Origin of the sequence: Mariniflexile litorale (genome assembly GCF_031128465.2) — a bacterium.
GTDB classification, from domain to species: Bacteria; Bacteroidota; Bacteroidia; order Flavobacteriales; family Flavobacteriaceae; genus Mariniflexile; species Mariniflexile litorale.
Genome location: NZ_CP155618.1, coordinates 2,571,188 through 2,596,474 on the forward strand (window position 1 = coordinate 2,571,188; position 25,287 = coordinate 2,596,474).

Below are 25,287 nucleotides of genomic sequence, written 5' to 3' on the forward strand. Positions count from 1 at the left end.
ATGTTCGTCTTTGGGCTTGCTGTGGTGTTTAAATTGGTTAGCATTCAGTTTTTTCAAGGAGATAAATATCGAGCTTTAGCTAGCGAGCGCGTCATTAAAAATGTAGTAATTCCTGCAAATAGAGGTAATGTGTATTCTGTGAAAGGGAATTTGCTTGCTACATCCATTCCTAAATACGATATTAGGTTTGATGCGTTAACGCCTTCATCAAAAATATTTGAAAAATACGTAAATCCATTAAGCGATTCACTTTCAAAATATTCAGGAAAATCTTCTGGTTATTATCAAAACGAACTTAGAAAAGCACGTGCTAATAAAAATAGGTACTTTTTAATAGCTAGAAATGTTGGGTATTCCGACTACATCCGTTTACGAAATTTTCCATTATTAGAATTAGGAGCGTTTAAAGGGGGGGTGATTGTAGAGCAAACTACCAAACGCGAACATCCTATGGGGGGGATAGCACAACGTTCCATTGGGTACGAACGTTTTGATGAAAAGGGGAATGTTACCCGAGCTGGTATTGATGGTGCTTTTGGGGTGAAATACTTACGTGGAATTGATGGGCAAAGAAAAAAACAGCAAATTGGAAAAGGGCAGTGGAAGCCCTTAAACGATGCCAATGAAATTGATCCAAAAAATGGTTACGACGTGTATACAACCATCGATGTAAATATTCAAGATATTGCACATCATGCCCTTTTAGAACAATTAGAAAAATACAAAGCAGATCATGGTTGTGTAGTTGTGATGGAAACTAAAACAGGTGAGATTCGTGCTATTTCAAATCTAGGAAGAAACAATAGTGATGGTTATTATTACGAGCGTTTAAATTATGCTGTTGGTGAAAGTCATGAGCCAGGTTCTACCTTTAAACTAATGGCTATTACTGCGGCATTGGAAGATAAAGTGGTTGATACCTCTACGGTTGTTGATACTAAAAACGGAAGACTTACTTTTTATGGCAAACATGTGGAAGATTCTAATCATAGAGGTTATGGTAAAATAACGCTATCAAAGGCTTTTGAGCTTTCTTCTAACACAGGAATGGTAGCTGCCATTGATGAAGCTTACAGAAAAAATCCCAGCAAATTTATAGATAGGCTATACTCCATGAACCTTAACAAAAGTTTGAATCTGCCCATTATAGGAGAAGGAAAGCCTATTGTACCAGACCCAAGAATTAAAAACGGGCGCTGGAGTGGGATTGCTTTGCAGTGGATGGCTTATGGTTATGGTGTGTCTTTTACCCCATTACAAACATTAACCTTTTATAACGCTATTGCCAACGATGGTGAAATGGTGAAACCACAATTTTTAAGAGAGGTAAAAGAGTTTGATGAAGTGGTTGTTCCTTTTAAAAAAGAAATAATAAACAAACAAATTTGTTCACCTGAAACCGTTTCAAAAGTGAAACAACTACTTAAAAATGTAGTGGAAAAGAAACATGGAACAGGGCATAAGTTGTATTCTGAAAATTTCTCGATGGCAGGAAAAACAGGTACGTGTCAAAAAGATTATGCCAATAAGGATAAGCTGAGTTACATCTCATCGTTTGCAGGTTATTTTCCTGCTGAAAACCCAAAGTATTCTTGTATTGTGGTTATTCATGAACCCGATAAAAGCGTCGGTTATTATGGGGCTGATGTGTCTGGTCCTGTATTTAAAAAGATAGCTCAAAAAATATTTACCGATACACCAATTATAGATGAGGTAAAATCTTTAAATGTGAGAGTAGCTTCAGTAGAAGGCGAATATGAGAATTTTTATAAAACCGCTCGAATATACAAAACCATTATGCCAAATGTGGTGGGGTTACCTGCAATGGATGCTTTGGCTCTGTTAGAGAATATGCAGGTTAAAGTTAAAGTGAAATTAGAAGGAAATGGTATTGTTAAAAAGCAATCCATAGAACGAAATATAAAGTTAAAGAATAATCAAGTAGTCATTTTATCAGCTTCATGATCGCACTAAAAGACATATTGTATAAAGTAACTATCAATGCTGTAACAGGTTCTACAAGTGTTGGTATAACAGCTATAGATTTCGACTCTAGAAATATTAAGAGTGGTTATGTGTTTGTTGCAATTAAAGGAAGTGTTTCAGATGGTCATAAGTTTATTGATGTAGCTATAAAACAAGGCGCAATTGCTGTGGTTTGTGAGGCTTTGCCAGAAGTGTTAATTGATGGTGTTACTTATATTGAGGTAGATAATACGAGTAAAGCCTTAGCTGTAATGGCTTCTAATTATTATGAAAAGCCTTCCGAAAATTTAAAGTTGGTTGGTGTTACGGGTACCAACGGAAAAACCACGGTTGCCAGTTTGTTGTATCAGTTATTTAAAAAAGCAGGTTATAAAGTAGGGTTGTTATCAACCGTCAAAATTATGGTGAATAATACCGAGTATAAGGCGACGCATACAACCCCCGATTCGTTAACCATAAATAAGTATTTACAAGCGATGAATACTGAAGGTGTTGAGTTCTGTTTTATGGAAGTGAGTTCACATGGTATTCATCAATCTAGAACAGAAGGGTTGCATTTTGAAGGTGGCATTTTTACCAATTTAACCCATGATCATTTAGATTATCACAACACATTTTCCGAATACCGCGATGTAAAAAAATCATTTTTTGATGCGCTTCCGGAAAATGCATTTGCACTTGTGAATACAGATGATAAGAATGGTTTGGTGATGTTGCAAAATACCAAAGCACGGAAATACACCTATGCTTTAAAAAGCTATGCGGATTATAAATCTCAAATTTTAGAAAACCAGTTAGGAGGTTTATTGTTGAAGATAAATGATGCTGAAGTTTGGACCCGCCTTATAGGTAATTTCAATGCATACAATATTTTGGCAATTTATGCGACTGCGGAATTGTTAGGGCTTGAAAAAGTGGAAACCCTACGATTAATAAGTGAATTGGAAAGCGTGAGTGGCCGTTTTCAATATGTTATTTCAAACGAAAAAATAACAGCTATTGTTGATTATGCGCATACACCTGATGCTTTAAAAAATGTCTTAGAAACCATTAATAGTATCCGTACAAAAAACGAAGAGTTGATAACTGTTGTTGGTTGTGGGGGTGATAGAGATAGAACTAAACGTCCAAAAATGGGACACATCGCTACGGCTTTAAGTAGCAAAGTTATATTCACAAGTGATAATCCCCGTAGTGAAGAACCAGAAGCTATTCTAAAAGATATTGAAAAGGGAGTAGAACCTCAAAATTATAAAAAAGCATTAACTATTACAGATAGACTTCAGGCTATAAAAACAGCTTGCCAAATGGCGCAGCCAAATGATATTATTCTTATAGCAGGGAAGGGACACGAAACTTATCAAGAAATAAAAGGAGAACGCTTTGATTTTGATGATTTTAAAATAGTGCAAGAATATTTAAACCAATTAAAAAAGTAGAAAAAGTTAAGTCGGTTGTTGTATAGTTGTTAAGATGATTTTACAACTACACAACAAATACCTAAACAACAAACGTCTAAACAACAAACAATATAATGTTATACTATTTATTTGATTATTTAGAAAAACAATTCCAAATTCCTGGAGCGTCTCTTTTTGGGTTCATCACCTTTAGAGCGGCAGCGGCTATGATTTTGTCGTTGTTAATTTCTACTATATATGGAAAACGCATCATTCGTTTTTTGCAGAGACAACAAGTAGGTGAGACTATTAGAGATTTAGGTTTAGAAGGACAACAGGAAAAAGCAGGAACGCCAACCATGGGTGGTGTCATCATCATACTAGCTACATTAATACCTGTATTGTTATTATCGAAATTGAGTAATGTTTATATCATTCTATTGATAATTACTACGCTCTGGATGGGTGTTATCGGATTTATAGACGATTATATTAAAAAATTCAAAAAAGATAAAGAAGGTTTAAAAGGGCGTTTTAAAGTACTTGGTCAAGTGGGTTTAGGGATTATTGTTGGCGCTACCTTGTATTTCAACCCAAACGTAACAATAAAGGAAAAACTGCCAATTGAAGTGCGTCAACAAATGTTGGTAGACGACCCTAGGGTGTCTCCAACTAAGTTTTTTGAAGAAGAAGAGAAATCAACCAAAACAACCATTCCGTTTGTAAAAGGAAATGAATTTGATTACGCTGATATAATAACTTGGATAAGCCCAAATTTGAAAGACTATGGTTGGGTGATATTTATTATAATTTCAATAATATTAGTTACCGCAGTTTCGAATGGAGCAAACCTAACTGACGGAATCGACGGGTTAGCAGCAGGAACTTCTGCTATTATAGTACTTACTTTAGGAATTTTTGCATGGGTATCGGGAAATATTATTTTCTCCGATTATCTCAATATTATGTATATACCAAGAGTGGAAGAAATTACCATTTACATCGCAGCTTTTGTGGGAGCACTTATTGGGTTTTTATGGTATAATACCTATCCTGCGCAAGTATTTATGGGAGATACAGGTAGTTTGACCATTGGTGGTATTATAGCGGTGATTGCTATTGCGGTTCGTAAGGAGTGGTTAATACCAGTGCTGTGTGGTATTTTTTTAGCTGAAAATGTATCGGTGATTATGCAAGTGGGGTGGTTTAAATATACCAAGAAGAAATATGGGGAAGGTCGACGCATTTTTTTAATGTCGCCACTGCATCATCACTATCAAAAAAAAGGATATCACGAAAGTAAAATAGTTACAAGGTTTTGGATTGTTGGCATATTACTAGCAATTCTTTCAATAGTAACATTGAAAATTAGATAGATGAAAAGGCTTGTTGTTCTTGGTGGAGGAGAAAGCGGTGTAGGAACAGCGCTTTTAGGAAAGGCAAAAGGGTTCGATGTTTTTGTTTCCGATAAGGGAAAAATAAAAGAAAAATATAAAGAAGTTCTTATACATAATGAGATTGAATGGGAAGATGAAACGCATACAGAAGCAAAAATTCTGAATGCCGACATTGTAATGAAAAGTCCTGGTATTCCTGATAAGGTAGCTTTGGTAAAGCAGATTCACGAGAAAGGGATTTTGGTAGTTTCAGAGATTGAATTTGCCTCTAAATATACCAATGCAACTATCGTTGGAATTACAGGAAGTAATGGAAAAACAACCACGGCAACCTTGACAAATCACCTTTTAAAACAAGAGTTAAAAGTGGGGTTGGCAGGTAATATTGGGGACAGTTTTGCTAAACAAATTTTGGAAAAAGACTATCCAAATTATGTGTTGGAGATTAGTAGTTTTCAATTGGATGACATAGTTGATTTTAAACCAAAAATAGCCGTAATAACAAACATTACACCCGACCATTTAGATCGATATGATTACAAATTTGAAAATTATATCGCTTCAAAATTCAGAATTGCAGAAAATCAAACGAAAGACGATTATTTGATATATGATGCTGATGATGAAGTATTAACAAGTTGGTTAGGGAGTCATCCAGTTCAATCCACATTATTGCCGTTTTCATTAGTTAAAACTATAGAAAATGGTGCGTATTTAGATAAAGAAAATATAATAATAACAATAGATAACGATAAAATAATTATGCCTACAAGAAGTCTTACTTTAGAAGGAAAACACAATGTTAAAAATGCCATGGCAGCTTCTACTGTAGCGCATTTACTGAAAATTAGAAAACAAACCATACGCGAGAGTCTTGAAAATTTTCAAGGTGTTGAGCATCGTTTAGAGCAAGTGCTTAAAATTAATAAAGTGCAATACATAAACGATTCTAAAGCGACCAATGTTAATGCGACGTATTATGCTTTAGAAAGTATGGATGCACCAACGGTTTGGATTGTAGGTGGCGTGGATAAAGGTAATAATTACGAGGAATTATTTCCGTTTGTTAACGAAAAAGTAAAAGCCATTATTTGTTTAGGAGTGGATAATGAAAAGCTTTTGAAGGCTTTTGGAAATATGGTAGATGTTATTGTGGAGACTCAGTTTATGAGTGAAGCTGTTAAAATAGCTTACAAGTTGGCGGAGTCGGGTGATAATGTATTGTTGTCGCCAGCATGTGCGAGTTTTGATTTATTCGAAAACTATGAAGATAGAGGTCGTCAATTTAAAGACGCTATAAGAAATTTATAATTAATAAAATCTTCCTTTTTAGGAAGAGATCCAATAGGGATGCAAACAGTATTTAATAACATAAAGGGAGATCGGTTAATTTGGGCAATAGTTGCGTTATTAGCAATTGTGTCGTTCTTACCTGTTTATAGCGCTGCTAGTAATTTAGCTTATAAAAGTGTTGGCGGAAATACGTTTACGTTTTTTATTAAGCATTTAGTGCATTTAGCATTAGGGTTTGGTATTATGTATGGCGTTCATAAAATTCCATACAGATATTTTAAAGGCTTGTCGTTAATCATGATTCCTATTGTGTTGGTGTTGTTGGGTATTACTATGTTGCAAGGAACTACCATAGAAGGAGCTAGTGCCAGTAGATGGATTCAAATCCCTATTGTGGGGGTGTCGTTTCAAACATCCACTTTGGCATCAGTCGTACTCATGATTTATGTGGCAAGATACATGTCTAAAATAAAAGATAAAGGTATCACTTTTAAAAGCTCAATTTTACCACTTTGGGCACCTGTATTTTTAGTTTTGGCATTAATACTTCCATCAAACTTTTCAACAGCAGCCATTATGTTTTTAATGGTATTGATATTGGTTTTTTTAGGGGGCTATCCCATGCGTTATATCGCTGTTATTTTAGGTTTAGGTTTAATAGGCCTAGTGTTCTTTGTTATGGCGGCCAAATTAACTACGGGGCCATTAAGCGTTAAAGTTGAAACTTGGGAAAATAGAATTAAGAATTATTCTAATAATGAAGATACCGAAGCCGATTATCAAATTGAAAAGGCTAAAATAGCCATCGCTTCGGGCGATATTTTTGGTGTAGGCCCAGGTAAAAGTATTCAAAAAAATTTTTTACCGCAATCGTCATCCGATTTTATTTTTGCCATAATTATAGAAGAATATGGTATTGTAGGGGGCTTTTTTATCATGATATTATATATGTGGTTGCTATTTAGAATTGTTATTGTAGCACAAAAATCCGATACTATTTTTGGTAAACTATTGGTTCTAGGTGTGGGGTTGCCTATTGTATTTCAAGCATTAATAAATATGGCAGTTGCTGTAGAGTTGTTTCCTGTTACTGGGCAAACCTTGCCTTTAATTAGTAGCGGTGGAACCTCTATTTGGATGACTTGTTTAGCTCTTGGAATTATATTAAGTGTGAGTGCGAAACGAGAAGAAATTAAAGAACAAGAAAACATAGAAGATAATCCGTTAGAAATATTAAGCGAAGCTTTATAATGAGTAACTATAAAATCATATTATCTGGAGGTGGAACGGGAGGTCATATCTATCCCGCTATTGCTATTGCAAACGAATTAAAGTTGCGTTTTCCGAATGCAGAATTTTTGTTTGTAGGAGCAAAAGATAGAATGGAAATGGAAAAAGTACCTCAGGCAGGATACGAAATCAAAGGACTTTGGATTTCAGGAATTCAACGTCAGCTCACATTGAAGAATTTAAAGTTTCCGTTTAAGTTGATTAGTAGTCTTTGGAATGCTAAAAAAATAGTTAAGTCCTTTAAACCAGATGTTGCCATAGGTACTGGTGGTTTTGCCAGCGGCCCTTTGTTGCAAATAGCCGCAGCTAATAAAATACCGTACTTAATACAAGAACAAAACTCATATCCAGGAATAACCAATAAAATGCTTGCTAAAAAAGCGCAAAAAATTTGTGTGGCTTATGATGGGTTAGAGCGTTTTTTTCCAAAGGATAAAATTATTAAAACAGGTAATCCAGTTCGTAAAGGCTTATTAGATATAGAATCAAAAACCGCTGAAGCTAAAAGTTTTTTCAACTTAAAACAGAGTAAATACACGCTTTTGGTGTTGGGTGGTAGTTTAGGCTCTAGACGCATTAACCAGTTAATTGAAAAAAAATTAGATTTTTTAGATATGCAGAACGTTCAGGTTATTTGGCAATGTGGGAAGTTGTATTATAATCAGTATAAAATTTATAATAATACCAATAACGTACAGGTTTACGAGTTTTTAAATAATATGGATTTTGCTTATGCTGCTGCTGATATGGTGATTTCAAGAGCAGGGGCGAGTTCTGTGTCAGAGCTTTGTATAGTGGGCAAGCCAGTTATTTTTGTGCCTTCTCCAAATGTAGCCGAAGATCATCAAACAAAAAATGCTATGGCCATTGTAGATAAAGATGCGGCTATGATAATTAAAGAAGAAGATTTAGATGCAGATTTTGAAAATAAATTTTCTCAGCTTATCGCATCACCCGAGAAACAAAAGAATTTAGGAAGTAATATAAAAAAGTTAGCGTTAGTAAATGCTACAAAACAAATTGCCGATGAAGTTGAAAAACTTCTAAAAATAAAAAAATGAATTTAAGCACTATACATAACGTTTATTTTATTGGTATTGGTGGTATCGGTATGAGTGCTTTGGCACGTTATTTTGTTGCGAATGGAAAAACAGTCGCGGGTTATGATAAAACACCTTCTGAGCTTACTGAAAGCTTAGTGGCTTTAGGTGTGGAGGTTCATTTTGAAGATGCGGTTGAAAATATTCCTCAAAGTTATTTAAATATAAAAAACACGTTGGTTGTTTATACACCAGCGATACCACAAGGACATTTAGAATTTAAATATTTTAAAACCAATAATTTCCAAATTCTTAAAAGGTCTCAAATTCTAGGTCTTATAACTGAAAACACATTTTGTTTAGCGGTTGCAGGTACGCATGGAAAAACGACGACGTCTAGTATTTTAGGACATTTGCTAAATGAATGCGATGTGCCATTAACAGCTTTTTTAGGTGGTATATGCGAAAATTATAACTCTAATTTAATTCTGAAAGGGACTGAGGTTTCAGTGGTTGAAGCCGATGAATTTGATCGTTCATTTTTAACATTATCACCAAATCTAGCCTGTATCACTTCAATGGATGCTGATCATTTGGATATTTATGGTGATGCTTCAGAATTAATAAAATCATTCGAAGATTTTTCAAAACGAATTAAGCCTAATGGGAAATTATTTGTTAGAAATGGTTTGCCTATAGATGGTATTACTTATGGTATAGAAGATGATTCCGATTATTCGGTACAAAATATAAAAATAGAAAATGGTACCTACGTTTTTGATGTGAAAACACCAAAAACGGTGTTAGAAAATTTACAATTTAACCTACCTGGGAGACATAATTTGTCTAATGCACTAATAGCCTTGGCGATGGCTGTAGAATATGGTTGCCCTCACTGGCAGCTCGCCAAAGCATTAGCGTCTTTTAAAGGTGTTAAGCGTAGGTTTACCTATCAAATTAAAACAGATAATCTTGTTTATATTGATGATTATGCGCATCATCCAGAAGAAATTAATGCGGTGCATCAAGCGGTTCGAGAAATGTATCCCAGCAAAAAAGTGTTGGCCATTTTTCAACCACATTTGTTTAGTAGAACTCGTGATTTTATTGATGATTTTGCAAAAAGTTTATCGCAGTTTGATGAAGTGCTCTTGCTAGATATCTATCCAGCTAGAGAATTACCAATTGAAGGTGTTACTTCAGCATGGTTATTAAGTAAAATGACTAATAAAAACAAACAACTTACTAGTAAAGCAGAATTGTTGCAAAAAATAGATGAAAGTGATGCGCAAATTGTGCTCACTATTGGTGCTGGTGATATAGGAGAAGAAGTGAAACACATCAAAAACAAATTTAGCCTTGAAAATTAACTGGAATTACATAAAAATGTTTGTATTAATGGGCGTAGTAATCTTTTTGTTTGCTTTCGCTTCAGTAAGAAATTCTGGGAGATTGGTGTCTAAGCCTAATATTAAATTTGTTGGAGAGAATAATCTGTTTATAACAAATGAGAATGTTAGTAAATTGTTAATACAAAAATTCAAAGGTATTAAAAATATACCTAAAGAAACTTTAGTTTTGAATGAGTTAGAAAACGCCCTGAAATCTAGCCCCATGATAAAAAAGGCAGAAGTGTATGTTGCTGTAAATGGCACACTTACTGCTGAAATTGAACAAAAAACGCCTATTGCAAGAGTCAGTACAAATGCGTCTTATTATATAGATGATGATGGTTTATATATGCCATTATCCAATAATTATTCTGCTAGAGTACCACTGGTTACTGGTTATGTTGAAAAAAGTAATTTAAAAAACATTTATATAGTTGCAAGTAAAATTAGCAAAGATGAATTCTTAAGAAAACATGTAGTAGAAATTCGTCAAGGTATGGATAAGGATATTTATTTAAAACTTAGACAGTGCCAATTTTTAGTGCAATTAGGAGATGTTGCATTTTTAGACAAAAAAATTAATAACCTCAAAGCATTTTATCAAAAAAATTTAAAAGAGAAAACGCTCGGTAATTATAGTAAAGTCAATTTGCAGTTTGATAACCAAGTAGTATGTACCAAAATATAAGCCATGGAGCATAATTTAGCAGTAGGATTAGACATCGGAACCACAAAAATAGTGGCTATGATTGGTCGTAAAAATGAGTATGGAAAAGTTGAAATTTTAGGCATAGGTAAATCTAAAAGTTTGGGTGTACATCGCGGTGTGGTAAATAATATTACACAAACCATTCAATCCATACAGCAAGCGGTTCAAGAGGCGGAGGTAGCTTCCGATATTAAAATAGAAGGTGTTACAGTAGGTATAGCAGGGCAGCACATACGTAGTTTACAACACAGCGATTATATAACCAGGGCAAATTCTGAAACGGTAATAGATGAAGAAGATATTGACAGGTTAATAAATCAAGTACATAAACTAGTGATGCTCCCAGGTGAAGAAATTATTCACGTATTACCTCAAGAGTACAAAGTAGATGGGCAAGCCGAAATTAAAGAGCCTATTGGGATGTATGGAGGCCGACTTGAAGCTAACTTTCATGTAGTAGTAGGGCAAGTGTCGTCTATACGAAATGTGGGTCGATGCATTCAAAGTTCAGGTTTGAACTTAGAAGGAATTACGTTAGAACCTTTAGCGTCAGCCAATGCGGTTTTAAGTCAAGAAGAAAAAGAAGCAGGTGTAGCACTTATAGATATAGGTGGTGGTACAACCGATTTAGCCATTTTTAGAGATGGCATTATTCGTCATACAGCGGTCATCCCTTTTGGTGGAAATGTGATTACTGAGGACATAAAAGAAGGTTGTTCCATAATAGAAAAACAAGCCGAATTATTAAAGATAAAATTCGGTTCAGCATGGCCTGGAGAAAATAAAGACAATGAGATTGTATCCATTCCAGGTTTACGTGGCAGAGAACCAAAAGAGATAACCCTTAAAAATCTCTCGAAAATAATTCATGCGCGTATTGTTGAGATTGTAGAGCAAGTGTATGTGGAAATTAAAAACTACGGACACGAAGAGCAAAAGAAAAAATTAATTGCAGGTATTGTTTTAACCGGTGGAGGAGCGCAATTAAAACATTTAAAACAGTTGGTAGAGTATATCACTGGTATGGATACCAGAATAGGCTACCCCAACGAACATTTAGCGGGTGATAGTGATGAAGATGTTACAAGTCCGTTATATGCAACAGCCGTAGGTTTGGTTTTAGATGGTTTAAAACGCAATGAGCGCAAAAAAATCGAACAGCAAGAGAAAAAGCAAGAAGCAAAAGAAGAAGAAAAACCCCTCGAAGAAATTAAAGAAAAACCAATAAAAGAACGTCGTTCTTTTTTAGACAAATTAACAGAGCGTGTTAAAGATTTTTTAGACAACGCAGAGTAGGAACGAGCAAAAAAAATTGTCCAGTGTACAATTTAAAGAAGTTGCCAGATGGCACAAAGATAATCCATAGAACAAAAAAGTAATAATTAGTATAATACCAGTAAAACAGAATTTATGAGCAGCAAAAACGAATTCGCAAGTATCGCATTTGATTTACCTAAAAACCAATCAAATGTCATTAAAGTTATTGGTGTTGGAGGTGGAGGTAGTAATGCCATTAACCACATGTTCCAACAAGGCATTAAAGGAGTTGATTTTTATATCTGTAATACAGATGCACAAGCACTTCAAAATAGTGGCGTACCAAACAAAATTCAGTTAGGACTAAACTTAACAGAAGGTTTAGGTGCAGGCGCTAACCCTCAAGTAGGTGAACAATCGGCAGTAGAAAGTTTTGATGATATTTCAAATATGTTAGATACCAATACCAAGATGGTTTTCATTACCGCTGGTATGGGTGGAGGTACAGGTACTGGTGCAGCACCTATAATTGCTAAAATGGCTAAAGATTTAGACATATTAACAGTAGGTATCGTTACCATGCCATTTCAATTTGAAGGTAAAATGCGTATTGAACAAGCGCAAATTGGTATCGAGAATTTAAGAAACGTCGTCGATTCATTAATCGTAATAAATAACAATAAACTTCGTGAAGTATATGGTAATCTTGGTTTTAAAGCAGGATTTTCTAAAGCCGATGAGGTGTTATCTACAGCTGCTCGTGGTATAGCCGAAGTTATTACGCATCACTACACACAAAACATCGATTTACGTGACGCTAAAACGGTATTAAGTAATAGTGGGACGGCTATCATGGGGTCTGCTTTATCATCAGGAAAAAGTCGTGCGCAAGATGCTATTCGTAAAGCCTTAGATTCACCATTATTAAACGATAATAAAATTACTGGAGCTAAAAATGTATTGCTGCTAATAGTTTCAGGAACCAACGAAATTACCATTGATGAAATAGGAGAAATAAATGATCATATTCAAAGTGAAGCAGGTCATGGAGCCAATATTATTATGGGTGTAGGTGAAGATGAAAGTTTAGAAGAATCTATTGCTGTAACTATTATAGCTACTGGCTTCAATATAGAACAACAAGACGAAATTTCTAATACTGAAACAAAAAAGGTAATACATTCATTGGGCAGTGAAGATTTAGATATAAAATCTAAGAAAAAAGAACCAGCAATTATTGCTCCCATTATTGAGTTAAAAGAAAAGAAAGAACCACCTGTTGTAAAACATACTTTAGATTTTGATATTGAAGAGGATGAATCCTTTGAGTTTAAAAAAGCGATTGAAACCGAAGAAAGAATTAGTAAACCATCGGTTAACAGTAATATCGATTTAATACCAACATCAGAACTTATAAAAAACATTCAAGTTGTTTATGAAGAGGTAAGTGCTAACTTTGAAGAAGAGGAGGATTTTATTATTAAGCCAGTTACTAAAATGTCTAAAGCTGATAAAGACATTGCCGATATAGAAGTGGTTTCAGATTATATTGAAGAAGAAAAGCAAATAACATTGACGTTTGATTTACCAATATCTTCTAATGATAAAGTTAAAAATCAAGAAGATGAGGTGTCATCACTTAAAGTTGATGAGGATGTTAAGAAAATTTCAGTCAATGATTATGTGGAGTTAATTCCTGTTAACGAAACGAATGAAAAGGGTGATATGCGCTATGCTTTAGAAGATTATATTGAAGTAGAATCTTCAATAAATAAAAAGCAAGTAGATACTAAAAAGATAGTAGAAGAATTAGATCAAGAAATAGTTTTTGAAAAGAAAGTGATTAAGACACCTGTTCAAAAAGAAAATCTAGATGAAGAATTAGATCCTATGAACAGTCCTATTTCAGAAATACTTAAAGAACGCGCCGAAGAACGTAGACGTAAAATGAAAGACTTTAATTATAAATTCAATAATGCTAAGATTGACGACATAGAAAGAGTGCCGGCTTATAAACGTCAAGGTGTTAATTTAAACGAAGCTAAACATTCTTCCGAAACAGATTTATCGAGATCTAGTGTTGGACTTGATGATAATGATGATATTCAAATAAGAAGCAATAATTCATTTTTACATGATAATGTAGATTAAAATATATTGGCCTTACTTAGTTATGAAAACCCGAAAAGCATCCCTCAACTTTTCGGGTTTTTTTATTACTTCCAAGATAGGAACGTTATATTTTTAACTTAAAACCTATTGATAAAATTCACATTTAATAAGATTCTATTTTTTATCTTCGCATTCTAATAAAATAAAACAATGAGTTTACAACAGGATATCATGACAGCTTTAAAGGAGGCCATGAAAGCTAAAGATCAAACAGCGTTAACGGCTTTACGAGCAGTGAAATCAGCTATTTTATTAGCGCAAACAGAAAGTGGAGCAAAAGTAGAGTTAACTGAAGATCAAGAGCTTAAAATACTTCAAAAGCAAGTAAAGCAACGTAAAGATAGTGCCGCTATTTATATAGAACAAGGTCGTGAAGATTTGGCAACACCAGAATTGGCAGAAGCAGAAGTGATTAATCAATTCTTACCAGAAGCCATGAGTGAAGAAGCCATTGCTCAAGTTGTTGTAGATACTATTAAAAAGTTAGGCGCAGAAGGCATGAAAGATATGGGAAAAGTCATGGGAGTTGTTAGTCAAGAGCTTGCAGGAAAAGCCGATGGCAAAACCATTTCTAACATTGTAAAAGCTAAATTATCTTAAAATATAAGATTCCTGTTTCTGCAGGAATAAAGGCTGCGTAGTTCAATTGGATAGAATATCAGATTTCGGCTCTGAGGGTTGGGGGTTCGAATCCCTTCGCGGTCACAAAAACTAAAATTGTTTAGTAACAAAACCATGTAATTTTTATTAATTACATGGTTTTTAGGTTTTTATAAGTGTATTGAATTGATAGCAATTGGTTTGAAATGGTCGCTATCCGGGAGTTCCTTTCAAACCGTTAGTACAACTGAGACTTTGAAAAAGAACTAATGAATTTATGTCGTTGATTTGACTGTCGTCTAAAAATGTTCAATACTTTAATAACAATCTGTTAAGATTTGTCCTTTATTATTATACGCTTCAAAAGGATGTAGTTTGTTTTTATTACAAATTTTTTCCAAGAGAATAAAAATGTCATCACGCATAGTGATAGATCCACAAATCATAATAGTTCCTCCACTCGCAAGTATTTTTGCTATGTTTTTTTCGTCTCTGTTAATTAAATCCTGAACATACTTATAGGGGCTTTCTTCTTTTGAGAAAGCAATATCGTACTGTTGCAACGTCTTTTTTTCTATCGCTTCTAAAATTTGTGGTTTGTATAATTCTTCGGAAGTTTTAGTTCTCGTTCCCCAATATAAATATATAGAAGCCTTTGTTTTTTGATGAATCATGCCTAAAAATGGTGCAATTCCAGTTCCATTGGCTATTAAAATAACTTGTTTTCCTTTTTTAGGTAAATGAAATTCTTTGTTTTTTTTAATTGTTACCTTTAATTCTTGACTAGGCTTTAAGTCGTTTAAATAATTGGAGCAAACACCATGAGAATGTCTTTTTATGCTCATTAACAAATCTCCATTAGTGTTTTTTCCAATAGAATATAAGCGTTCAGAGGCTTCGTTAGGTGGAGTAATCGCTAATAAGTCTCCAGGCACAAATTTTTTCCTTTTTTTGGCTGTTAGTGTTAGTGTAAACGTTTCATCAAAATCATCGGTAGTATTTTGTTTGTCCACAATCTTAAAAATAGTTTCTTTTTGTTTTTTTAGAGATAATTCCTTTGGGATTTCTAGATTTAATTTTGAGGATGACGCCCACACTAAAGACCAATTTCTGAACGCTTCATAATTCTGATTGTGAATTAATAAAGGTTCTTTTGATGGTACATTGATATTTTCTTCTAATAAAATTTGAGTATGAATTTCTTTTGCAAATTCGCAGAACTTTAGATATGAATAAGAGCCCAATCCTATTATATGGCAATCAAAAGGTTTGTTTATATTGGTTTTTTTTAATTTGTCTAAAAATAAATGAGCATTGCTTGGTGGTTCTCCTTGTCCATAAGTTGAGGTAATTATAATTAACTGCTCAATATTAGGATACTTGCTGTAATTATTTAAATCATCTAAAAACACTTTTTCGCCTGCTTTTAATAGCGATTTATATAATATTTTCCCTAATTTTTTAGTGCTTCCATTTTCAGAGCCTATTAGGATAATAAAGTTACATTGGTTAGAATTGTATTTGTTTTTTGTTTTAGAACTTAACCTTTTAAAAGTAATAACACTTCCAGAATACATAAAGTATAAAATGGCAATGCAACTTAAAAATAATACCAAAGACCAAATAATGCTTCCTGTACCTGTGTGTAAATTAAAACTTAATACAGCCAAAATTTGTGTAAAAGGATAATGTGTAGTTTGTACTACTTCTCCGGTTTTTTGATGTATTTTAAGTTCTTTATCGTGTAAATTTAGAATGAAATAATCTTCTTCATCCGTAGAAAAAGGAAATTCTAATTTTTGAACATCTTTTAATGTTGTGTTTTTAAAGACAGGAAAATCAGAAAAAGAAATTACATTTTTTAATTTTGATTTTTGCTGAGTAACAATAGCTTCGCTTTTTGGCAATAGTGAAAATCGGTCCATAGACAAATACGTTCCCGATAAAGCCAAAACTATAATTGGAATGAGCATTAACCTGCCTAAAGCTACATGGTTGTACTGTATAGATTTATCATTAATAATTTTTGAGCAAAACTTTAAAAACCCTCCTTGTCTTTTAATGGCCAACAAAAAACCTGTAATAGCTATTAAAAACAATAAAAAACAGATAATGCCAATAAAAACCCTACCAGGCGTTTTTAAAAATAAGGAACGATGGAAATTGGTTAAAAATTCAAAAAAATCATTTTTAGGAGGAATGCTTGCAATTTTATTTCCATCAAAAGGATTGATGTAAAATTGTCCATCAATATCTGCATCCATACTAAAAACACTTGTTTTTACAAAATAATTTTTATCTACTTCAATATCTAAAACTTCACCGTATTTATTACTTAGGGTATCTATTAGCTGAGCTACAGAAGCCTCTTCAGTATTTTTAATATGATAAGGTTGTAATTTTTCCTGAATGGGTTTAAAGGCCAGAAAAGCCCCTGTAACAGCGGCTAAAAGTAGAAATAAGAAAGAAGATACAGTCAAATAAAAATGACTGTACCTCCATATTTTGCTAAGCATGTTTTTAATTAATTTGTTATAATACTTACGTAACGTATGTACCCAGTTCCTATAAATTTATTTTTAAGATTTTTATTTTCTAATGAAATTTCTAAATCTTTTTCATAATAGTCTTGGTGTTCAACAGCCGTTTCAAATCGTAATTTATTACCTGCTTTTAGATACTTTTCACTTAATTGAAAAGTAAAAATAGAGCGTTCTCCACCTGCAATGGTTGCTCCTGTAATGGCATCAACATCAGTTTCTTTGGCAGTTTCAAAAAACGACCACCATTTTGGTAAATCAGGATACCATTTTTCATCATCTCCTAAAATTTGTAAAGTTTTTATATACTTATTGTTCTTGTCAACCACAGACACAATAACGTAAGCGCCTTCACCTTGATAGTTTTTTAATTGAACCATACACTTGTATTTTTGTGTTGGTTCGCTGTTTTTTATAGTGGTAAAAGCCATGAATGATAAACATACCACGCAAAGAATGTATTTAGAAAATTTCATGTGAATTTAATTTAAGATTGTTTTAAAAAAGTAATATCGATAGGGCTTAACAGCTCGTTTTCTTTAGCTAAATCATATGCGCTTTCATCAAAATCTGTTAGCGTTTTTTTGTCTGCCCCTTTACTTATTAATAGTTGTAATAATTTTGCATTAGTGGCTTTCATGGCGGCTAAATGTAAAGGTGTTAATCCATCTCCGTTTTTTTGATTAATATCTGCTCCTAATTCTAAAGCTTTTTGAATTAATTTTTCATCACCTTTAGAAATAGCAATATGTAATGGAGATTCTTTCTTTGAAGCATTTTTAAAAGATACACCAGTGCTTGTTAAAGCATTTACATACGTTTCAAAGTCTTCGCCATTTCTTCTGCTGTAAGCGTTAAATAAATGGTAATACAAATTGTTTCCATTGGTATCTACTATATTCGGATTGGCACCTTTTTCTTTTAGCATTTCAAAAGCTTCCAAATTTATGCGTTGTGTTGCATATGTAATAGCAGAAAACCCTTCTTTATTTTGTTGATTGATGTTTTTAGTTAATGGTGCTAATTTTTGTAGTACCAAATTATTATTTCCTTTAGCAGCGTTTAAGAAAGCGGTGTTACCATCATTATCTTCTTGATGAATGTCAATTCCTTTGTTTATAAAAAAGTCTACAATAGCAACATCTTTGGTATTTGATGCGATATTGTGCAATGCGTTTTGTCCTTCTTTGTTTGTTAAAGTTAAGTTTAAACCTAAACCATCAAAATAGTGATAAACTTCTAAAGGGTTGCTATAGCCTCTTCCTCCATGACTTGCAAAAAGAACCATATTTTCTCCTTGAGCATTGATCTTTTTGTAGTCAAAACCTTGAGATATATATTTTTTTATCAAATTGATGTTTCCTCCTTTTGCAGCGTAAAACAAAATGTTATTTCCTTGTTTGTCTGTAGCATGAATATCTAGCCCTTTTTGTTGAAAATATTCTATAATTTTTCCGTCTTTGTTATGTGGAGCTAATAACAAAATAGCATTGGCACCTGCTCGGTTGGTTTCTTTTAAATCAATACCGTTTGCTACCATTAAATCATAAATATCTGTGTTTTCATGACCCGAGTTTACAGTAAACGTAAACCAATTAAAACCGTGGCTACCCACTATTTTTGTATCAGCTCCTTTGCTAATGAGTAATTTCATCAGTTCAAGATTACCAGTATTACCAGCCCACATTAAATAACTTCTTCCATCATGAGTGGGTTTGTTAATGTCATTTCCTGGTAAAGACAATAAATATTCAACCGTTTCTACAGGAGCTTTTGCCATAATAGCAAAGCAAATGGCATCAAAAGCTGCTGGATTAGGGGTTACGGGATCGTTGCCTTCTTTTATTTTTTGCTTCACAGTAGCAACATCTGGTAGGGTTTGCCAAAATGTTCTGTTGTGGAGCTCGTTAGTACTTTGTTGACCTCTTTGGGCAAAAATTAAAGTTGGCACTAATAGCAGTAAAATAAGTGATTTTTTCATCATGATTTTTTATTATGAAATCCCTTCCTGAATATATTCAGAAAGGGACTTCAAGTTATCTTTTACTTATCAAATTAGAATGTTCCAATAAAGTGACTTCCTTCTACGTTAATTAATTGAGCACCTTTGGTTACATCCCCAGTTTCTGTATCAACAATATAAATGTTTCCATCTTGACCAATTGGAGCTACTGTTAAATACACTTCAGTTCCATTAACAGCAAAACCTTGGTATTGGTATAAATATAAATCTTCGCTAGAAGGAATTGCATCAAGTTTTGTTGCCGTTTTGGCGTTTAAATCTATCAAAGCAAAAAAGCCTTGAGTTTTACCTGCTGGTCCTGTAGCAGATCCAGCATGTTCGTATGCTACAACAGCTTTTCCATTACCAGCATATCTCCAAGCAACAATGTAAGCTTCTTCTACACCTAAAGCATTGTTTAAGCTAAACACATAAGAATTGTCATATTCATTATTTGCACCAATTCTTAAGATATGAGAACCATTTGGATCTCCTTGATTTGCTTGGTAAACATTACCATCTTCAGAAAGAAACGCATTAATACTACGGTAACCGTTAGTGTTTCCATATCCTACAGTAGAAGTAATTACTTTTGGGTTAAATAATGTTGGGTAATCTAATACAATAGTTTTAGAGCCTAAAATTTCATAATCACTATCACTTTCTACAGTTGCTGGATTCACTTTACTTAAACGGCCTCCTATATATAATTTATTTCCAGCTGCATTTAATACAGGCATATCTACTCTAGAGAAATAATAACCATTTGCTTCTTCTTCTGCACTTAAGGCTACATCAAGTTCTTTAAAGTTAAGTATTTTAGAATCTACTAGATCTAAAGTTACCACACCAACTTTAGCATTGGTACGGATGTAAGTATCGTCTGTTACAATATCTGGAGTTCCATTGTCGTCAACTTCATGCTCTGTAGATACATATACTGCGGCTCCTGTTTGGTCTCCATCGAATAATTTAATCCATCTGGGAGCTGTTCCAACATAAGGAGCAATACTTACTTCAGAACCTGTTGGAGTAAATTCTTGTCCTCCATTTACTGTGTATTTAGTATAGTTTCCACCTGTATCTCCTGCATAACTGATGTTAAACATTGTATTACCGTCTTCTGAAGATTGTAATCTTGCTGTTCTGTTAGAAGGTGCTACAAAACCATAGTTAAAAACATCTACCACTGTTTCTGGGTTTTTAGCATCGTCACTACTAATAGCGTATATGAGCGTACCGCCATTTCCGTCTCCTGCGTTTGTTCCCATTCTTGCACCAGTTACAGTGATCCATCTACTATTTTCTTCTTTAGTTTCAGTAGGAGCATCCGCATTATCCTTTGTACAGCTTACTGTAAGCAATATTGAACTTACTGCAAGTGCTAAGATTCTGATATTTAAAAATCGGTTTTTCATATTAATTGTATTTATATATTTAAAATTTATTGATTGTATAATTTAATTTTAGGTAAAATGCTCTACCAGGTTTTTGTACGGATCTATTGTCGTAAGCAGCTTCGTTAAATATGTTTTTAGTATCAAAGCTCAGTACAAAGTTTTCTTTAGGAAATGTGTAGCTAAGGCCAAAATCTTGTATTAGCTGCATCGGTACTTTAAAGGCATCAAGACCACTATTATGGGTGCCTTGGCTCATTATATAAGAAAATTCATCTGTAAAATAAGTGCTGGAAAATAAGTTTAGACGTGCGTTTTTTTGAATAAAGTTTTTAATAGAATAACGCAATCCAGCATTCATAGTAAATAATGGTGTATTAGGAATATCTACAATCATGCCCGCTCTATTTTTGGATTTTAAGCTTAAGCGTGAGAAATTAAAATTAAATCCAAAATTGTTATTGTAACTATAGTTGATTTCTGCATCGATTCCTTTTGAAGTAGTACCTTCGTCAAAATTTGCATATTTTATAAGTTCATCACCACTTTCTACAATTCGATCTGCATTTGTAGGGAGGCCGATCAGATCTTTAATATTTCGTGAAAAAAGATTGGTAGAGATGGTAAACTCATGTTTTTGAATGTTATATTTTCCAAACCTGAATCCAAGGTTGAAATTATTACTAATTTCAGGTTTCACTGTTAAGTTGCTTTCAATATTACCTGCAACATCTCCAAAAACTTCTGATTCGCTAGGCAGGCGTACTGCTTTTTCTGCAGAGGTTAATATGGTAATGTTTGGAAGAATTGCATAAGAAGTGGCAAAGCCATACCCATTATAATCTTTGTCGCTTTTATATACTTCATTTATAACAGCAGTTCTATCATCATTAAATACAGGTTTTGTATTCAATACTTTTTGATGATAGTTTTTACCAAACACATTAAACTTAAACTTATCTTCAAAAGCATTTAATTCATAGCTTAAAGAATAGATGTTTTTATATAAATCACTTGTTTGTTTAAAAGTGTTTTCTAAAAGAGACTTCATTTTATCGCTGTCTTCTCTGTCAAGACCACTATACATATGGTTGATTAAAATTTTATGATGCCTGTTAATTGCATAAGACACACCTGATCTTAATGAGGCTACATTTCTTTGAGTAGTAGTTAATGATGGTCCTCCTTCTTGTTGAGAACCCCAAGTATACTTGTCTTCTATTATTGAGAATGTTCCATCTTCGTGGAATTCTTTTCGCAGCAATTTTTCTCCAGCCCAGGTGTAAGCCGCAGCAACGGTATCGTTAACTACAGTATTTCTTTTACCATATAAGCCAGTTATATTTATATCTAAACCTTTGGTGAAAAGTCCCTTTTTTATGTACGTTAAGTTGGATAATTTGGCATCTGTTTCACTAAACCTTCCTTTATAAGGGTGAAGTGTCATAAAAGCACCATGTTGAATTTCTTTATAATCTTCAGAACCTGTAAAACCTATTAAAAATTGGTCTGCCCATTTTACGTCTGTAAAACCAACTTGTGCCATTCCTCCTGTAGATTTGTAAGCATCATAAAATCTTTTTGCTACAATTGGGGTCTGACTTCCATCAATTTCGATATGTTTTACTTTATTACCCCAAACTTTATAATCATTATCAGAATAGTTTACAAACGCAGATGCTTTTACAGTAAAGCCAGAATTTTCAAAACGATACAAGCCGTTGAGGTTCGTTTGTGTGGTGTTAAAAGATCCATAAGAAACGGATGCGTTGAAATTGGTTTTTGTCCCTTTATGTAGTACAACATTAATAGCACCTCCTAAAGCGTCATCTGCCAGATGGCCTGGTATTACGCCTTTATAAACTTCAATATTCTTAATCATTGATGGCGGAATACTGTTTAAGCTAAAGGAAGAACCATACATAGTAATAGGTATACCATCAATAAAAATACGTACAGCACTTCCAGAGAGTCCATTTAAACTATATTGTACATTAGAACCTAAACCGCCATTTTGACGAATTTTTACTCCAACTGTGGTGTTTAATAATTCATTTGTTTGAATGTTTCTAAGACTGGCTTCTTTAGTTTCAATAACATTTACTGCAAAACCTTTTTCTTCAATTTTGCGTTTTTCGGTTTTACCTTGAAGGTTTACTTGCTGTAAAGCTTCTAACTTTTCAATTAAAGAGAAGTTTAACGTAAGTTTTTTATTTGTTGCATTTTTATTAAAACTTATTTCTTTGGATTTAGAAGCAAATCCCATATAAGAAGTTTTAACTAAATGTTTCCCTGCAGGTATATTATTAAGAGTATATACCCCGTTTTCATCTGTAATCGTAGCTTGTGAATTATTATCAACAGAAACAGTAACTCCAAATAATGGTTGCTCTAAGCTATCTAAAACCTTTCCTGAAACAGTATTTTGGTTATCTTGCGAATAGGCAGATAGTGCGATTGCAAAGGGTATTAAAAATAATTTTATATTCACTTATTTAGACTTAATAAAAATAATTTATATTTGCAAATGTATCTTGTTTAGACTGGATCTTAATAACGCAAAAGGAAATTATTATAACGTAAAAGGAATAAATGGAAATTCGATTTAAAAGTTCAGAGTGTAATGGAGGAGAATTGGTAAAGAGCTTTAATAAAGACTTTGAAATATCTTTTTTGTCAGAGGAGGAGTATTCAGAATTTAAAGAAGGGGTTGTGGGTATAGTAAGAGAAATACATGTGAATAACATATTTGTACTTTTCCAAGATTATAATAATGAAAATTCAGAAAATTGTACATTACAAGTCGTTCAAAATCATCCTGTTTTTTTGCTTCAGTTTGTGATGGATGGAGAGGTGACTTTTTCTTTAAATGAGAATACATCTAAGGAGTTTAGTACGAGCAAAAACATGTATAACTTATTTTATATTCCAGCTTCAAGATACTTGTACAGGTATCTTAATCCCAAAAAGCAAGTCTTAAATATTTATTTTACTGAGTCTTTTTTAGAGTGTAAAATGGGGGAGTGTTTTATAAATCACTCAAAAAAATATCACCAAGCAAAAAAAGAGAATCAGATTTGCTCGTTTTTTAATAGAGGTTTGGTGTTAAATAGAAAACTAAGAAATATTGTAAATGAATTTCTAAATTGTTCTTTTGACGGATTATCAAAACAATCTTATTTAGAGTCTAAGTTAACGGAATTGATTTTAATGGCTTTATCTTCAGGTGATTCAGAAACTGTGATTAACGAAATAAGGAAAGAGGATAGAGAGAATTTGATAAGAATAGAAAATTATATTCGAACTCATTTAAAAGAAGAATTAAATATTGAAAAACTGTCTTTATTAGCTGGTTTTAATACATCTAAATTTAAGATTGTTTTTAAGCAAGTTTATGGGATGCCTGTATTTAAATACATAACTTCTTTAAGGATTGAAAAAGCAATCGAGTTGATTTCAAAACACAACTATAATATTTCTCAAGCTTCATACGAAGTAGGCTATAAAAACCCCCAACATTTTACGGTTGCTTTTAAAAAGAAATTAGGGTATTTGCCCAGCCAGTTAATTAACTAATGAATATTTATTTGGGGAGGGTGGGTACTATAGAAGTACTTATAACAAGATGTGTTAAATTTGATTTCAGCCCAGTAGAATCAATGTTTCGTGGTAACGATTCAATAAATTATGGATGATTTTAATGCCATTTGCTTAATGAAGAAAACCGTTGATAAGTTTAATAAATATTCTAAAAAATAAGTACAAGTTATTCTGAAATTTTGGATTTTATGATTGCTTTTTATGCTGAAAATTCTGCAAATGAATGCAGGTTGTATTTTCTGTTGAACTTATTGGTATGGTCAAGTCTTTTTCTCTTGTTACTTTCATTGTAGAAAGTATAATTTCATTATAAGCTATTCAAGTTTTTCTTTAAAAAAGGCAATGGTTCTATCCCAAGCCAAGGTTGCTGCTACTTTATCATAGCGGGGTGTCGTATTATTATGAAATCCGTGGTTAACATTGGGGTAAAAATGTACTGTATATTCTACATGGTTTTCTTTTAAAACAGTTTCGTAAGTGGGCCAGCCTTCGTTAACTCGGGTATCTAATCCAGCATATTGCAAGAGCAAAGGTGTTTTTATTTGAGCCGCTTCTTCAGTTGTTGGTTGTCCACCATAAAAAGGTACTGCCGCTAGTAAATCAGGTAGTTTAACCGCCATCATATTGGAAATCCAGCCACCAAAGCAAAAGCCTACGACACCTATTTTTCCGTTACATTTTTTGTGGTTACTTAAATAGTGAAAAGCTGCTATAAAATCTTCAAGTATCTCGTTACGGTCACGCTTACGCTGCATGTCGCGTCCATCATCATCATTACCAGGGTAGCCGCCTAATGGAGATAAGGCATCGGGTGCTAAAGATATAAAACCATCAAGAGCAGTTCGTCTCCCTACATCTTCAATATAAGGATTCAAACCTCGGTTTTCATGTACTACAATAATGCCAGGTAATTTGCCATATGCATCATCTGGTATAGATAATAAACCTTTTATAGTGCCACCACCTTTAAGTGATTGGTAAGTGATGTATTCAGATTTTAAGCGTTCGTCATCTGGTTTTACCAAAAAATGGTCTATATAATTAGGTGTTATAAAACTCAATAACGCGGATACGGTTAAGCCTCCAATGGCATAAAGCGATAATTTTTCAACAAACTGGCGTCTACCAATTTTATTATGGGCATAATCATCATATAAATCAAAAACCTCTTGATTAATATCTTCTTTTGTGAGCTTTTTCATGAGCTTAAGTA

General features: G+C 33.3%; 18 protein-coding genes and 1 tRNA gene. 13 read left to right on the plus strand and 6 right to left on the minus strand.

The genetic code is table 11. The annotated features are described in order from the left end of the window. From QLS71_RS10525 to QLS71_RS10580, 12 genes are all read left to right on the plus strand, one after another. Window positions 1-1,965, plus strand: coding sequence for a penicillin-binding protein (locus tag QLS71_RS10525; RefSeq protein WP_308993077.1), 1,965 nt, complete (start codon window positions 1-3; stop codon window positions 1,963-1,965). After that, complete coding sequence (locus QLS71_RS10530) at window positions 1,962-3,425, plus strand: UDP-N-acetylmuramoyl-L-alanyl-D-glutamate--2,6-diaminopimelate ligase (protein WP_308992932.1); 1,464 nt, start codon at window positions 1,962-1,964, stop codon at window positions 3,423-3,425. The genes QLS71_RS10525 and QLS71_RS10530 overlap by 4 nt, the downstream gene beginning before the upstream one ends. Window positions 3,426-3,520: 95 nt before the next feature. Beyond that, entirely contained in the window at window positions 3,521-4,762 is a 1,242-nt protein-coding gene (gene mraY / locus QLS71_RS10535; RefSeq protein ID WP_308992933.1) for a phospho-N-acetylmuramoyl-pentapeptide-transferase, read from the plus strand. Next, a complete protein-coding gene (gene murD, locus QLS71_RS10540) occupies window positions 4,763-6,094 on the plus strand; it encodes a UDP-N-acetylmuramoyl-L-alanine--D-glutamate ligase (RefSeq protein WP_308992934.1) in 1,332 nt (443 codons plus the stop codon). Between the two features lie 39 nt (window positions 6,095-6,133). Beyond that, window positions 6,134-7,327, plus strand: coding sequence for an FtsW/RodA/SpoVE family cell cycle protein (locus QLS71_RS10545; protein ID WP_308992935.1), 1,194 nt, complete (start codon window positions 6,134-6,136; stop codon window positions 7,325-7,327). After that, the gene (gene murG, locus QLS71_RS10550; protein WP_308992936.1) at window positions 7,327-8,427 is read left to right on the plus strand and encodes an undecaprenyldiphospho-muramoylpentapeptide beta-N-acetylglucosaminyltransferase; all 1,101 of its coding nucleotides are present in this window, start codon (window positions 7,327-7,329) and stop codon (window positions 8,425-8,427) included. Before QLS71_RS10545 ends, murG begins: the two co-directional genes overlap by 1 nt. Further along, a complete protein-coding gene (gene murC, locus QLS71_RS10555; protein ID WP_308992937.1) occupies window positions 8,424-9,776 on the plus strand; it encodes a UDP-N-acetylmuramate--L-alanine ligase in 1,353 nt (450 codons plus the stop codon). The genes murG and murC overlap by 4 nt, the downstream gene beginning before the upstream one ends. Before the next feature lie 28 nt (window positions 9,777-9,804). Further along, window positions 9,805-10,485 (plus strand): hypothetical protein, encoded by a 681-nt coding sequence (locus tag QLS71_RS10560; RefSeq protein WP_308992938.1) that lies wholly within the window; start codon window positions 9,805-9,807, stop codon window positions 10,483-10,485. Window positions 10,486-10,488: 3 nt separating this feature from the next. Continuing rightward, window positions 10,489-11,802, plus strand: coding sequence for a cell division protein FtsA (ftsA, locus tag QLS71_RS10565; RefSeq protein WP_308992939.1), 1,314 nt, complete (start codon window positions 10,489-10,491; stop codon window positions 11,800-11,802). Window positions 11,803-11,916: 114 nt separating this feature from the next. Further along, on the plus strand, window positions 11,917-13,914 hold the full coding sequence (gene ftsZ, locus QLS71_RS10570) for a cell division protein FtsZ (protein WP_308992940.1): 1,998 nt from the start codon (window positions 11,917-11,919) through the stop codon (window positions 13,912-13,914). 171 nt (window positions 13,915-14,085) lie between these two features. Continuing rightward, on the plus strand, window positions 14,086-14,535 hold the full coding sequence (locus tag QLS71_RS10575; protein ID WP_308992941.1) for a GatB/YqeY domain-containing protein: 450 nt from the start codon (window positions 14,086-14,088) through the stop codon (window positions 14,533-14,535). Window positions 14,536-14,566: 31 nt separating this feature from the next. Then, window positions 14,567-14,640, plus strand: a tRNA-Arg gene (locus tag QLS71_RS10580). A gap of 212 nt (window positions 14,641-14,852) precedes the next feature. Here the strand turns inward: QLS71_RS10580 and QLS71_RS10585 are convergent. From QLS71_RS10585 to QLS71_RS10605, 5 genes are all read right to left on the minus strand, one after another. Further along, window positions 14,853-17,051 carry a PepSY domain-containing protein gene (locus QLS71_RS10585; RefSeq protein WP_308992942.1) on the minus strand — a complete coding sequence of 733 codons (2,199 nt, stop codon included), beginning with the start codon at window positions 17,049-17,051 and terminating at the stop codon, window positions 14,853-14,855. An 8-nt stretch (window positions 17,052-17,059) separates the two neighbouring features. After that, entirely contained in the window at window positions 17,060-17,551 is a 492-nt protein-coding gene (locus QLS71_RS10590) for a DUF2271 domain-containing protein (RefSeq protein WP_308992943.1), read from the minus strand. A gap of 11 nt (window positions 17,552-17,562) precedes the next feature. Further along, entirely contained in the window at window positions 17,563-19,059 is a 1,497-nt protein-coding gene (locus QLS71_RS10595) for an ankyrin repeat domain-containing protein (protein WP_308992944.1), read from the minus strand. Window positions 19,060-19,130: 71 nt separating this feature from the next. Continuing rightward, window positions 19,131-20,495, minus strand: a complete 1,365-nt coding sequence (locus QLS71_RS10600; protein ID WP_308992945.1) for a hypothetical protein — start codon at window positions 20,493-20,495, stop codon at window positions 19,131-19,133. Window positions 20,496-20,514: 19 nt separating this feature from the next. After that, window positions 20,515-22,965, minus strand: a complete 2,451-nt coding sequence (locus QLS71_RS10605) for a TonB-dependent receptor (RefSeq protein WP_308992946.1) — start codon at window positions 22,963-22,965, stop codon at window positions 20,515-20,517. 101 nt (window positions 22,966-23,066) lie between these two features. Here QLS71_RS10605 and QLS71_RS10610 point away from each other — a divergent pair, with 101 nt between their 5' ends. Continuing rightward, window positions 23,067-24,050: an AraC family transcriptional regulator gene (locus QLS71_RS10610; RefSeq protein WP_308992947.1), complete on the plus strand. Its 984-nt coding sequence runs from the start codon at window positions 23,067-23,069 to the stop codon at window positions 24,048-24,050. Between the two features lie 338 nt (window positions 24,051-24,388). Here QLS71_RS10610 and QLS71_RS10615 read toward each other — a convergent pair whose 3' ends face one another. Continuing rightward, entirely contained in the window at window positions 24,389-25,276 is an 888-nt protein-coding gene (locus QLS71_RS10615; RefSeq protein ID WP_308992948.1) for a dienelactone hydrolase family protein, read from the minus strand. Between the last annotated feature and the right edge of the window lie 11 nt (window positions 25,277-25,287).